This is a genomic window from Francisella philomiragia (assembly GCF_018135955.1).
Lineage (GTDB): Bacteria > Pseudomonadota > Gammaproteobacteria > Francisellales > Francisellaceae > Francisella > Francisella philomiragia.
The window spans coordinates 392,501-404,986 of the sequence record NZ_CP063138.1; the positions used below are offsets into that span (position 1 = coordinate 392,501).

A 12,486-nucleotide genomic window follows, 5' to 3' on the forward strand; every position below is an offset into this window, starting at 1 on the left:
TATTATCCAAAACACAGTTTTGGCGATAATAGCTTGTAGGAACCACCTGATCCCATTCCGAACTCAGAAGTGAAACTACAATACGCCGATGATAGTCTGGCAATGCCCAGGTGAAAGTAGGTAATCGCCATCTTATTACATCAAAGTCTTATCGTGATAAGCAATACAAAAAGCCTCATAGAAATATGGGGCTTTTGTGTTTTTATACTTACCAAATTAAAAATCTATTATGGCTATATTAAACAGCAACTTTAATCTATAATCTCCTGATATTTATATTTATATTTATCACTTATATACTAATAGCTTTTAAATATCAAAATATCGAAGCTAAGATAGTGTCCAAAATTATGTCATTAGTTATTCAACTTTATATAAAGGACTAGCTAATTAAAGATATTAATTCATAATTACAGAAATACAAGATGTGCTTGTATTGTGATAAAGATAAAGCAGTAGAAAATATTGCCAAATAATTTGAGCTAGAATTAGAACTAGATAAGCAATACTAATTTGCTGTATTTTACTTATAAGACGAATACTGTAGCTTAAGAAAGCACTAGGCTTAAAACCTAATTTATAGCGAGATTGTACTAGGTGTTATAATATTCAGAAGAATTATTTTCTGGCTGTCGTAATTCTAAAAGATTTAAAGTATTAAGTTTTGAAAAAATGTTGAATGATTGTCGTTGATGCTTATGTGATTGCTAAGTTACACTACCAAATATTTTCTTTTAAAGATGTTTGTAGTACTATTACAATTAGTAACTCTTTTACAAATATAGATAGCGAAATAAATCTTATTTGTGTTTGTATGATAGAATTTGAATGAATAACTTATAAATATCTTGTGATGGCTTTTCTAAAGTTAAGGATATTTTGGATGTAAAGCTTGACAGATTATGAGCATACTTTATTCGATGGTATTAATATTTACGTTATATCTTTATTAAGAACATTTAAGGTATTCTAATAATAAGTTAGCGAAGATATATTAGATATAGCGTGAATATAAATAATATATAGGTAATTGGAAATGCAAATCTAGAGAATATATCTAATTTTTTTGCAAATATATGTTTATTTGATTTTATTAACCAATAAACGATTAAACTTTCTAATACGGTTGAGAATAAAATGGTGAATGATAATAATAAAAATCCATCAGTAAAAGTTAAATAGTCAATATCAGGCATTTCGCCCTCAATCAAGAACTGATATGCAATAACAGAAAGAATTCCTATAAATGCTATATTTAACCTATCTGATAGTGCTTTTGTATCCATCCAGAATACTGCCCACATCGCTAATACCAATAGTGTCAATGGAATTAATACTTTTAGAAGGATATTGGTAGGTTTTCTTTCTAATGAAATACTAAACTCAAGCATTGATATTTTTTCTGATTTTCCATAGTAATATTTTGTTGGTTCTGTATTTGTCAAATTAAAGTTAGCAAGGTGCCATTCTGCTATATTTATATTTGGGTGATCTCTGACATAATCTTCAACAGTAATTCTATGGTTTGGTTCCACTACTAGTTTTACTTCGCTTGAATTATATCCAAATGGTATTATATATGCTTTTAGGGTTTGTTTATCAAATGGAAATTTCTCAAGTTGCATAGGCGTTTCAAGATGCAATGTGCGTTGCTCAGTATATATGATATCTCCATTAGGATAAATTTTTATTTGTCTCGCTTTTATTTGAGGAGATCCAACTTCATTAATTATAGATATTTGCGGTCTCCACCCTTCAAAAATTTCATCATATTGAAAATCACCTTGATATAGTTTGTATAAAGTCTTTTCATCATTTTTGTCAAATTTTAATCTGGGATCATTCCATTTAAATCTGAATATAATATCGATTTGTAATTGCTCGTTGACCTCATCTAAGCTTTGGATATCAGTTATAAAGGCAGATGTCTTTACGATGGTAGGTGTCAGAGGTGGTGTGCTACCATATCCAAATATATTTTTATAATAACTTAGCGATATTAGTAACAAAAAAACACTTTTAAATGTTTACTGCTTAACATATGTTCTAAAATAAAATAGGATATAACTATTATTTTACTAAATACGTATAACTAAACCAAATTTTGTTCAAAGTTTTATGTAATTTAGCTTAAGATCTAATTTAGAGGGTATATTTAGGATGCAAGTAATTTAATTAGAATACAATTGCTTGAATTATATTCATGCTTACGTTTATAAATGGTTTCATAATAAAAAATAATAAATTTGAACCATTAATTGGAATTAATATTAGTGCTAATAAAATATAAAAACCATACTTTTGTAAATTATTGTACTTATAGGCTATCTCTCTAGGTAAAAAAGATGCCAGAACTTTGCTACCATCAAGGGGAGGTATTGGTAAAAGATTTAAAATCATTAATATGATATTGATCATTATGCCATAAAAAGCCATTCCTTGAATATAAGGATGTAGAGTTACATATTTTGCTGTTAATGCCCATATTATTGCCATTAGGAAGTTAGCTAAAGGTCCTGCAATTGCAACTATAGCGATATCAATTTTTGGATTTTTGAGATTATTATAGTTTATAGGTACTGGCTTAGCCCACCCAAATATAAAAGGAAATCCTGAAGCAAAAGATGCTATTAGCATTAATCCAGGTACTATGATTGTGCCTATTGGATCTATGTGCGATACTGGATTTAATGATACTCTTCCTAATTTATATGCAGTATCATCACCTCTATATTTTGCAATAAAACCATGTGCTGCTTCATGCATGGTTATCGCAAATATTAGTGGAATTGAAGCCATTAAAACTGTTATTAGAATATGGTTAAGATCCATTTAAGATGCCTTGAAAATATCAATTTTGCAATTATAGTAATTTGATATCTAAATATAAAGACAAATTTTTAAATAAAAAAATATAAAATGTGCGATATAAACTCTTAATATTTAATATTTATTATGGTATAAATTTAAGTGTAGCCTGATTAATATTGTGTTTAATTAGATTTTATTAAATTTGTAAGGAGAGTTTGTATGAAAAAACTAATAACTATAATTTTAGTATCTTGTGTATTAGCATCATGTGTATCTACATATGAACCAATGCCAGCAGATAAACAATCTCAACAATAGGATAGGGAGATTATTATGAGAAAAAATATTCTTAGAGTAACAGTTATTGCAGTGCTTTCAATGATTTTGATGTCTTGCGTTGTTAAGCATGAGTGCCCAACTAAATTAGATGCTAATGGTAATAAGTATATGGATAGAAATGCGTGTGCGCAAAATACCTATTTACTTGGATTTATCCCATTGGGCTAGATTTTCTAATATTCAAAAATACTAATATATAAGTATTTTTGAAAGAATTTTATTAAGAGATCTTTAAAAAGGATTGTCTTATAAATTATATGATTTTATCAATAAAATTAAACTTCTGAATTTGCTGTATAAAAGGTTTTTTGCCAGTACTAAACTATGTATTATGCCTATCTGTGGGGGTCGATTTGTGTTTCATTTTATTTATAGGAGACTCGTTATATGGCAAATCAATATACAGGAAATTTTGAGCAAATCGTCAAAAATAGATTTAACTGTTCAGCAAAAGAAGTTTTGTTGAAGTGTCAAAGAGATGGTTTGAGTTATCAAGAAGCTGAAAAAGTACTAGGCTTCAAACACGTAACAATCAGAAAGTGGGCAAAGAGATTTGATATTAAGTTACCAGCTAGATTCAGATTTGATGATGATCGTTTTGGACAAAGTAAAGAAGTAGCTTATGTAAATGAATGTAAGTCAAATAGAATTAATAAGACTAATATATTTAGTCGTTGCTGGGTTAATATGAATCTTTATTCAGCAATTAAAGCTAAGTCTTGATTAACAGATATATTTGCGTTACTTTGGTTATACTTGAAGCTTATATTATTGTTAGGCATTAAGATAATAACGGTTGAACCAAAGTTAAACCAGCCGAGTGTATCGCCTTTTTTGAATTCTATGTTAAAGCTATCGTTACCGTAGTTCCAAATTTGTATATCTTTGTAATAGTTTGGAGCTACTTTGCCGTGCCAAACTGTTTCGATACCAGCGACTAGTAATGCACCTACGAAAATTACTGCAACTTCACCTATTTCGGTATTAAAATAACAAACTAATCTCTCATTTTTTGCAAATAGATCATCAACATTTTGGGCAGTGACCTTATTAACAGAAAAAAGTTTGCCAGGTATATAAACCATTTTTGTTAGTTTACCATCGATAGGCATATGGACTCTATGATAATCTTTTGGAGATAGGTAGATTGTTGCAAATTTTGTAAAATCAGTTGTTGAACTATCAGCTATCAGCGCTTTTAGTGTAAAAGTTTTTCCCTTAGCTTGGACTAAGCTTCCATTAGTAATGTCTCCAAACTCGCTTAGAACACCATCTGCAGGCGATGATACGATTTTTTTATCTGATGATATAGGTCTTAATCCATCTTTTAACTCTCTTATAAAAAAGTTATTAAAAGAGGTGTATTTGTTAATATCAGTTTCTTTAGCCTCGCTAATGTCGATTTTAAATTTTTTTATGGCTAAATTTATTAGGTAGTTTTTTAGATGTTTATTTTTTGATTCTGCTAATTTACTAACTAGTCTTGATGTTAAGGAATGAGGGATTATATATTGTAGAAATATAAAAATTTTATCTTTCATTGATCTTTTACTCTTGAAGCTTTTATTATTATTAGTATAGCACTGTGTTATAATGTTTAGTTAATTTAATTAGCTAGTTATTAATATTTGCAGATGAAGAAAAATTTCCAAATACTCATTTTAGCGAGTCTTGGTTTGTTATTGCAAAACTGTGCGACTAACGATGTGGATAATGATTTCTCAGCTGAGAGTCTTTCTAATGAAAGCTTTAGTTGGGATATATTTAGAAATAGGAAATATGAATATGCAAAAGTTCAAGTTAAAGAAGAACCATCATTAATAATTCCTACTGGCTTAAATGGTGAAAAAATCAAGCCAGCACTCAAACTTCCTGATGGAGATGATAAGTATGCTAGATCACAAGTTCCAAAGGCTTATCAACAAATGTTGCCTCCGAATTACACTGTCAAATTTGATATGGCTAAAATCATTAGTGATCAGATATCAAAAGTTTCTATAAGTGTTGTTTATGATGATTCAGGCTCATTGAAACTTGTGTTTAGAGAGCCTTTATCTATAACTATCAATCTACTCGATGATTATTTCAAAGGTCTTCCTAGTATTTACACGATAACATCTGAGAAGGATGAGGTATTATCAGGACACTTAATTACGGTCAAAGATAGTCAGAAAAATTTAATTTTTGTTATTAAAGCGCGTAAAATTGATGAGCTCTCTAGCTTGGTTAAGATAAATGCAGTCTTTACTGGGGATGGAGAAACTCAAGCACCTGATCATATTTCTGAAGGTGTTAGATTATTAAGCGAGATCCGTAAAGAGTTGAATAATACGGAACTAAAAAGCGATGATAACTTGAAAATCGCTAAACAAGCTGAGGCAGAAATGGCTGTGTCAGATGCTAATTCTAGTAAGGGCCAGTCAAGCTTAGGTGGACTTTTAGGTTCTGCTAAGAAGAGCAAGTTTGGTTTTGGTTCTTATGACAGAACTATTGATAAATCTATACAACAAGATGAAACGGATCAAATTCAAAATCAGATGAAAGATTATACTAAGATTACTGCGCCATCTGGTGATAGTGTCTTTGATAGCCAAACTCAAGCCCAAGAACTAAATATATAGGTGAAAGGGATGTATGATATTTCAGTTTTTATTGGAAGATTTCAGCCTTTTCATAAAGGTCATTTACATAATATACAAGTAGCATTGAAACATAGTAAGAGGATTATCATAAGCGTAGGTAGTTCATTTAATGCTCCAAATATAAAGAATCCATTTTCATTTGAGTTTAGAAAGCAGATGATTATAGAGGACTTGAAATTGGCTGGTATTGATTTATGTTTGATTGAAATAGAGCCATTAGCAGACTATTTCTACCAAGAGCAAAAGTGGGAAGAGTCTTTGCGCCAAAATGTCTATAAGCATGCTAAGTTAGATGAAACTATAGCTATAGTCGGACATATTAAGGATGATTCTAGCTACTATATTAAGAGTTTTCCAGAGTGGGGATATATACCAGTAGATAATTATAAAAATTATAATGCTACAGAGTTTAGAAAATATTTTTATAAAGGTAAAATTCTTGATGAGTATATGTGTAGTCCAGCACCAAATCAGGGAACATTTAAGTTACTAAATACCTTTATGCAAAGTGTAACATATCAAGATTTGGTTGCTGAAAATAGCTATGTTATAGATTATAAATATTCATGGAGAAATGCGCCATATAAACCAAATCTAGTTACTGTAGATGCTCTAGTTATAGTAAATAATTATATTCTTCTTGTTCAAAGAAAAGGCTTTCCTGGTAAGGGATTATGGGCATTGCCAGGTGGGTTTTTGGAGTGCGATGAAACTATATCTCAAGCAATAATAAGAGAATTGTTTGAAGAAACAAATATAGATCTTAGTATTGAACAATTATCTTTGGCAAAAAGATGTGAAAAAGTCTTTGACTATCCAGATCGTTCTGTTCGAGGAAGAACAATAAGTCATGTTGGAGTTTTTATATTTGAAGAATGGCCGAATCTACCAATAATCAGTGCAGCAGATGATGCTAATAAAGTTGAGTGGATCTCAATAGATTCAATTATAAATAGTATGTATGATAGAATGCTAGAAGATCATTATCAAATTATCACAGTTCTGATGGAAGAATGCGATATACGAGTATAAGGAGTTTTTTGTTATGAGTTTGTCAGTTGTTATTTTAGCAGCAGGAAAAGGTTCTAGAATGAATTCAAATAAGCCTAAGGTTTTACAAACTTTAGCTGGGGAAACTTTAATTAGACATGTGATTAATCGTGTTGAGCCTTTGAAACCTAGTAATATTATTGTTGTTACAGGTCACTTAAAAGACATGGTCGAAGAAGAGTTGGTTAATAAAAATATAACTTTTGTAGAACAAAAAGAACAATTAGGGACAGGACACGCTGTGCTACAGGCTTTACCCTATATTAAAGAAGATAAAGTTCTAATTTTATATGGAGATGTACCACTAATATCTACAGAAGTTCTAGCTAATTTGATTAAATCGGCAAGTAATGATCTAGCAGTTCTCACAGCAATTGTAAATAATCCGACGGGACTCGGACGTATTGTAAGAGATAAATTTGGTGCAGTAAGTCATATAGTTGAAGAGAAGGATGCTACAGATGGTCAGCGCCAGATCAAAGAGATAAATACAGGTATATATTGTGTATCTAGAGATCACTTGGAAAAATGGCTGCCTAATCTAGGCAATACTAATGCACAAGGTGAGTATTATCTTACAGATATAGTAGCAATGGCAAGAGAGGATAACATCTCTATAACGGTAACTCACCCTGTTGAAGAATTTGAGATACAAGGTGTTAATGATAGAGTTCAACTTGCACAACTTGAAAGACAGTGGCAGAAACACATAGCTGAAGTGATAATGTCAAAAGGTGTTAGTGTTGCGGATCCTAATAGAATAGATGTACGAGGTAAACTTGAGGTTGGCAAAGATTGTTGGTTAGATGTTAATGTAATCATTAAAGGTCACGTGAAGCTTGGTAATAATGTTGTAGTTGGAGCAAACTGTATTCTAAAAAACTGTACTATAGAAGATAATGTTAAAATAAAGGCTAATAGTATGGTTGACGGATCTATTATCCGTGAAGGAGCTATTGTTGGGCCTTTCGCTAGAGTTAGACCAGAATGTGATGTCAAGGAAGGTGCTGTTATTGGAAACTTTGTTGAAGCAAAAAAAACTATTTTAGGAAAGGGATCAAAAGCTTCTCATTTGACATATTTGGGTGATAGTGAAATCGGAGCTAATTGTAATATTGGAGCAGGTGTAATAACTTGTAATTATGATGGAGTTAATAAGCATAAAACAACAATAGGCGATTATGCTTTTATTGGATCTGATTCACAACTAATAGCTCCTGTTAATATAGGTCCAGGAGCTACTATTGGTGCTGGATCAACTATTGCAAAAGATGTTCCAGCTGATAATCTTGCTATTTCAAGAGCAAGACAGCGTCATATTGATACTTGGCAGAGACCTGTCAAAAAAGACGATAAGTAAAAAATAAGGTATATATTATGTGTGGGATAGTAGGTGCCAATTCTACAAGAAATGTTACAAATATTCTGATTGAAGGTTTGAAGAAACTTGAGTATCGTGGCTATGATTCTGCTGGTTTGGCAGTTATAGATGATCATAATCAGATAGATATATGTAAAGAAGTAGGTAAGGTTATTGAGTTAGAGAAAGCAGTTCATAGCTTATCAAATTTTAAAGGTGATATTGGTATTGCTCATACTAGATGGGCTACTCATGGTAAACCTTCCAAAGAAAACTCTCATCCACATGCTTCGGAGAAATTTTGCATAGTTCATAATGGTGTAATTGAGAATTTTGCTGAATTAAAAAAGTCATTAATTGATGGCGGTTATCTCTTTAAATCAGATACTGATACTGAAGTTGTAGCGCATCTATTAGATAGAGAATGGGATGATTCTAAATCTATTATTGATAATATCAAGATTATAACTAAGCTTTTAAAAGGGGCATATGCCTTAGCAATAATTTCACAAAAATTTACTGATAAGATTGTTGCTGTTCGCTCAGGGTCTCCTCTAGTTATAGGAGTGGGTATTGATGAGAATTTTATTTCATCTGATACGTTATCGCTATTACCAGTTACTAATAGATTCTCTTATCTTGATGAGGGCGATATAGCTATTATATCTAAACAGGATGTTAAAGTCTTTGATAGTAAAGGAGCACCTAAAAATTTAGAAGTTGAAGAATATAACTACTCATCTTCAAGTGCGACTAAAGATGGTTATAAGCATTATATGCTTAAAGAAATATATGAGCAACCAGAAGCTATATCAAATACTATTATGGCATCATTAAATGATGGTGAAATTAGTTTAGATAATTTTGATAGAAAGGCTCAAGAGCTATTTGAGAACACTAAACATATAAGTATAGTTGCATGCGGTACTAGTTATAATGCTGGAATGACGGCAAAATATTGGATAGAAAAGTATGCAAAAATCCCATGTAATGTTGAGATAGCTAGTGAAATTAGATACAGAGATAATATAGTCGTCGATGGTTCATTATTTGTCAGTATCTCACAATCTGGAGAAACTGCGGATACTTTAGAGTCTCTAAGAAAGAGTAAAAAGCAAAACTACATTGGTAGTATGTGTATTTGTAATGTACCAAATAGCTCTTTAGTCCGAGAGTCTGACATTGCTTTTATGACAAAAGCAGGTGTTGAGATTGGTGTAGCATCAACAAAGGCATTTACAACACAGTTGGTAGCTTTAGCAATATTTACACTTGTAATGTCTAAATTGAAGAGAAGTTTGTCAGACGATGAAATAGTAAAATATACTAAAGAGCTTAATAACATCCGCGCATTGGTTATGGGTGCACTGAAATTAGATCCTGAGATAGACGAGATAAGTGAATACTTCTCTGATAAGGAGCATACAATATTTTTAGGAAGAGGATTGTATTACCCGATAGCAGTAGAGGGTGCTTTGAAACTTAAAGAAATATCTTATATTCATGCTGAAGCTTACCCTTCAGGTGAGTTAAAACATGGACCACTAGCATTAGTAGATAAACATATGCCAATAGTTGCTATGGTACCTAATGATGATTTATTGGACAAAACTCTTTCTAATCTTCAAGAAGTTCACGCTAGAGGTGGAAAGCTAATTCTTTTTGTAGATAAGGTAATAAAAGATAAAGTTAGCTTTGATAATAGTATCGTCTTGGAATTAGATGGTGGACATGATTTTAGTGCGCCAATAGTATTTACAATACCTCTTCAGCTTTTATCTTACCATGTGGCTATAATTAAAGGTACAGATGTAGATCAGCCTCGAAACCTAGCTAAGTCTGTTACTGTAGAATAGTGATGCTGTAAATTCTGATAGCATTCCCTAAATTATTTCATATAAAAGGTATTCATTATGGATTTTAATAAATCTTTGTCATCTGAAAATATTAGACTTGAAATAATGACTAGAGGAGATTTTGATAGGTTATATAATATAGCTAAAGATCCTGAAATATGGGCTCAGCATAATGATAAATCACGTAGTCAAGTAGATGGGTTTAAAAAGTATTTTAATGATGGTTTAAAAAATCCTCAAAATTGCTATTTAATTTTTTATAACGAGGAATTGGTAGGTTCTACTAGATATTATGAGTATGACTATATTAAAAAATCAATAAAAGTAGGTTATACGTTTTATGCTAAGCAATATTGGGGTACAGAGCTTAATAAAAAAGTTAAAAAACTAATGCTAGATTATGCATTTAACTTTATCGAAAATGTATTTTTTGATGTTTGGTATAAAAATATTCGTTCTCAAAAAGCAGTAACAAAGTTAGGAGCTAAACTTTACGAGAATGACACATCTCGCGAAAGATTAGTTTTTATTTTAAATAAAAAAGATTGGGAAATTAATAGATAATTAGATGTAAGCTCTTCTTTGAGCGATTCTAGCTCTTTTAACAGCTTGACGTTTTGCTATTTTTCTTTTCTCAGTTGGCTTTACGTAGTGCTGTCTATCTCTAAGCTCTTGCTTGATACCAGCTTTTTCGCAAGCACGTTTGAAGTTTCTTAGGCTTATATCAAATGGTTTGCGCTCATCTACTCTAATACTTGGCATTATAGTACCTCAATATTTATAGCTTCAGGGCCTTTTCTACCTTCTTGAGTTTCAAAAGTAACTTGTTGACCTTCAGCAAGTGTTTCACCATTAAGTTTTGAAATATGTACAAATACATCTTTACCACCATTCTCAGGAGTGATGAAACCGAATCCTTTTTGGTCGTTGAAAAACTTTACTGTACCTTGTGATTTATTATCCATTTTTATTCTCTTTAGTTATTTGTTAGTTAGTTCTAGCATATTCAATGCTATTTTATATCGTATGGACTTATGAAATAACAATTTAAGGGATTAAACAAAAACTGAAATTAAATAATATGAAAGATTTACTGTTAATAAAAATTTCTTTATTCCTTACGTGATAGATTGTAGTATAAAACAGCGCTAAAAGATACAATTTAGAAGAAAATATTTAAAACTCACTAAGTATATTTGAAACACTATTAGTCAAGCTTAGTCCTTTTTGATTGAAGAAGATCTTTAGCGTTAGACCATTGCTTCACTCGAGGTTCTAAGTTTTTGATTTTTTTATCAAATTCTATCTCTAAATCTACATTGTAGAGATTTGCCAGCTCTAATAAACTTACTAGTACATCGGTAAGTTCTAATTTTATCTTATCATTATTCTGAGTTTCTTCGTAAATCTCTTTTTGCATTATTTCATTAGCTAATTCACCAACCTCTTCAGTAAGAGCTATGAAACTAGCAAGGCGAGGGTGAGTGATATCTTTGAAGAGTTCAGCAACTGTATCTTGTGCTTTTCTGATTCTCATACTTCTGTAATGTATTTATTTATGCTAATAATTCTAACATCGTTTTTGGTATCTATATATTCATTAACTGATAGTTTATAATAATGTATCTAGATTTTTTGAAAAAAGTAGTTGTAATATATGAGTGACATAATAATTAAAACTCCAGATGAAATAGAGAAGATGCGGGTTGCTGGTAAATTAGCAGCAGAAGTTTTGGAGATGATAACCCCTTATGTAAAAGAAGGGATAACAACAGCTGAGTTAGATCAGATCTGTCATGACTATATAGTCAAAGAACAGGATGCATATCCTGCACCATTGAATTATCATGGTTTTCCTAAATCTATCTGTACATCTATAAATCATGTAGTTTGCCATGGAATTCCTGCTGATAAGAAATTAAAAAATGGCGATATTTTAAACATAGATATTACTGTAAAAAAAGATGGCTATCATGGTGACACTAGTAAAATGTTTATGATTGGCGAACCTTCGGTTATGGCTAAAAAATTAGTTGAAGTTACTCATGAATGTTTGTGGAAAGGTATTGAAGTTGTTAAACCAGGTAATCATTTTGGCGATATAGGTGCCGTAATAGAAAAACATGCTAAAAAATTTGGCTACTCTATAGTTGATGCTTTTTGTGGTCATGGAATAGGTGCAAACTTTCATGAGCCACCACATGTAATGCATCATGGTAAAGCTGGCACGGGTGCTAAGTTTGAAGATGGTATGATTTTTACAATTGAGCCAATGATAAATATTGGTAAAAGAGCTGTATCTGTCTTAAAAGATGGTTGGACAGCTGTAACAAAAGATAGATCTCTATCAGCTCAGTGGGAGCATACAATCTTAGTTACGAAGGATGGTTATGAGGTTCTAACATTAAGAGAAGAAGAAAGAAGCTAA

The 12,486-nt window shown here is 31.2% G+C and carries 14 protein-coding genes and 1 rRNA gene; 9 read left to right on the forward strand and 6 right to left on the reverse strand.

Going from position 1 to position 12,486, the window contains the following annotated elements; all coding sequences use genetic code 11:
* The first annotated feature begins 18 nt into the window (after window positions 1-18).
* Window positions 19-133, forward strand: a 5S ribosomal RNA gene (rrf, locus tag IMS64_RS02045).
* Window positions 134-980: 847 nt separating this feature from the next.
* Here the strand turns inward: rrf and IMS64_RS02050 are convergent.
* Entirely contained in the window at window positions 981-2,009 is a 1,029-nt protein-coding gene (locus tag IMS64_RS02050; protein ID WP_211490745.1) for a ligand-gated ion channel, read from the reverse strand.
* Between the two features lie 166 nt (window positions 2,010-2,175).
* Window positions 2,176-2,832, reverse strand: coding sequence for a site-2 protease family protein (locus IMS64_RS02055; protein WP_211490746.1), 657 nt, complete (start codon window positions 2,830-2,832; stop codon window positions 2,176-2,178).
* 312 nt (window positions 2,833-3,144) lie between these two features.
* Here IMS64_RS02055 and IMS64_RS02060 point away from each other — a divergent pair, with 312 nt between their 5' ends.
* Together IMS64_RS02060 and fevR are read left to right on the forward strand one after the other, a co-directional pair.
* Complete coding sequence (locus IMS64_RS02060) at window positions 3,145-3,318, forward strand: hypothetical protein (protein WP_211490747.1); 174 nt, start codon at window positions 3,145-3,147, stop codon at window positions 3,316-3,318.
* Between the two features lie 219 nt (window positions 3,319-3,537).
* Window positions 3,538-3,873, forward strand: a complete 336-nt coding sequence (gene fevR, locus IMS64_RS02065) for a transcriptional regulator FevR (RefSeq protein WP_035735153.1) — start codon at window positions 3,538-3,540, stop codon at window positions 3,871-3,873.
* Here the strand turns inward: fevR and asd are convergent.
* Window positions 3,846-4,691 (reverse strand): archaetidylserine decarboxylase, encoded by an 846-nt coding sequence (asd, locus tag IMS64_RS02070; protein ID WP_211490748.1) that lies wholly within the window; start codon window positions 4,689-4,691, stop codon window positions 3,846-3,848. The two genes, fevR and asd, sit on opposite strands and share 28 nt — an antisense overlap.
* 93 nt (window positions 4,692-4,784) lie before the next feature.
* Between asd and IMS64_RS02075 the strand changes: the two genes are divergently transcribed.
* The 5 genes from IMS64_RS02075 to IMS64_RS02095 are packed head-to-tail and all read left to right on the forward strand — an operon-like array spanning window position 4,785 to window position 10,622.
* A complete protein-coding gene (locus IMS64_RS02075; protein WP_200156418.1) occupies window positions 4,785-5,771 on the forward strand; it encodes a hypothetical protein in 987 nt (328 codons plus the stop codon).
* Window positions 5,772-5,780: 9 nt separating this feature from the next.
* Window positions 5,781-6,824, forward strand: coding sequence for a bifunctional nicotinamide-nucleotide adenylyltransferase/Nudix hydroxylase (locus IMS64_RS02080; RefSeq protein WP_211490749.1), 1,044 nt, complete (start codon window positions 5,781-5,783; stop codon window positions 6,822-6,824).
* 13 nt (window positions 6,825-6,837) lie between these two features.
* Window positions 6,838-8,202 (forward strand): bifunctional UDP-N-acetylglucosamine diphosphorylase/glucosamine-1-phosphate N-acetyltransferase GlmU, encoded by a 1,365-nt coding sequence (glmU, locus tag IMS64_RS02085; protein WP_042519052.1) that lies wholly within the window; start codon window positions 6,838-6,840, stop codon window positions 8,200-8,202.
* Window positions 8,203-8,219: 17 nt separating this feature from the next.
* Entirely contained in the window at window positions 8,220-10,058 is a 1,839-nt protein-coding gene (glmS, locus tag IMS64_RS02090) for a glutamine--fructose-6-phosphate transaminase (isomerizing) (protein WP_211490750.1), read from the forward strand.
* Between the two features lie 57 nt (window positions 10,059-10,115).
* Window positions 10,116-10,622: a GNAT family N-acetyltransferase gene (locus IMS64_RS02095; protein WP_211490751.1), complete on the forward strand. Its 507-nt coding sequence runs from the start codon at window positions 10,116-10,118 to the stop codon at window positions 10,620-10,622.
* Here IMS64_RS02095 and rpsU read toward each other — a convergent pair whose 3' ends face one another.
* The 3 genes from rpsU to IMS64_RS02110 all read right to left on the reverse strand — a co-directional run bounded on the left by rpsU (window position 10,623) and on the right by IMS64_RS02110 (window position 11,595).
* A complete protein-coding gene (gene rpsU, locus IMS64_RS02100) occupies window positions 10,623-10,820 on the reverse strand; it encodes a 30S ribosomal protein S21 (RefSeq protein ID WP_004286370.1) in 198 nt (65 codons plus the stop codon).
* Window positions 10,820-11,023, reverse strand: a complete 204-nt coding sequence (locus tag IMS64_RS02105) for a cold-shock protein (protein WP_004286368.1) — start codon at window positions 11,021-11,023, stop codon at window positions 10,820-10,822. Before IMS64_RS02105 ends, rpsU begins: the two co-directional genes overlap by 1 nt.
* A gap of 242 nt (window positions 11,024-11,265) precedes the next feature.
* Window positions 11,266-11,595 carry a MazG nucleotide pyrophosphohydrolase domain-containing protein gene (locus tag IMS64_RS02110; protein ID WP_004286367.1) on the reverse strand — a complete coding sequence of 110 codons (330 nt, stop codon included), beginning with the start codon at window positions 11,593-11,595 and terminating at the stop codon, window positions 11,266-11,268.
* 120 nt (window positions 11,596-11,715) lie between these two features.
* Here IMS64_RS02110 and map point away from each other — a divergent pair, with 120 nt between their 5' ends.
* Window positions 11,716-12,486, forward strand: a complete 771-nt coding sequence (gene map, locus IMS64_RS02115; RefSeq protein WP_211490752.1) for a type I methionyl aminopeptidase — start codon at window positions 11,716-11,718, stop codon at window positions 12,484-12,486.

Coding starts and splice junctions, on each gene's coding strand:
- IMS64_RS02055 (WP_211490746.1), bottom strand. CDS start 2,832: ATGGATCTTAACCATATTCTAATAACAGTTTTAATGGCTTCAATTCCA.
- IMS64_RS02060 (WP_211490747.1), top strand. CDS start 3,145: ATGAGAAAAAATATTCTTAGAGTAACAGTTATTGCAGTGCTTTCAATG.
- fevR (WP_035735153.1), top strand. CDS start 3,538: ATGGCAAATCAATATACAGGAAATTTTGAGCAAATCGTCAAAAATAGA.
- asd (WP_211490748.1), bottom strand. CDS start 4,691: ATGAAAGATAAAATTTTTATATTTCTACAATATATAATCCCTCATTCC.
- IMS64_RS02075 (WP_200156418.1), top strand. CDS start 4,785: ATGAAGAAAAATTTCCAAATACTCATTTTAGCGAGTCTTGGTTTGTTA.
- IMS64_RS02080 (WP_211490749.1), top strand. CDS start 5,781: ATGTATGATATTTCAGTTTTTATTGGAAGATTTCAGCCTTTTCATAAA.
- glmU (WP_042519052.1), top strand. CDS start 6,838: ATGAGTTTGTCAGTTGTTATTTTAGCAGCAGGAAAAGGTTCTAGAATG.
- glmS (WP_211490750.1), top strand. CDS start 8,220: ATGTGTGGGATAGTAGGTGCCAATTCTACAAGAAATGTTACAAATATT.
- IMS64_RS02095 (WP_211490751.1), top strand. CDS start 10,116: ATGGATTTTAATAAATCTTTGTCATCTGAAAATATTAGACTTGAAATA.
- rpsU (WP_004286370.1), bottom strand. CDS start 10,820: ATGCCAAGTATTAGAGTAGATGAGCGCAAACCATTTGATATAAGCCTA.
- IMS64_RS02105 (WP_004286368.1), bottom strand. CDS start 11,023: ATGGATAATAAATCACAAGGTACAGTAAAGTTTTTCAACGACCAAAAA.
- IMS64_RS02110 (WP_004286367.1), bottom strand. CDS start 11,595: ATGAGAATCAGAAAAGCACAAGATACAGTTGCTGAACTCTTCAAAGAT.
- map (WP_211490752.1), top strand. CDS start 11,716: ATGAGTGACATAATAATTAAAACTCCAGATGAAATAGAGAAGATGCGG.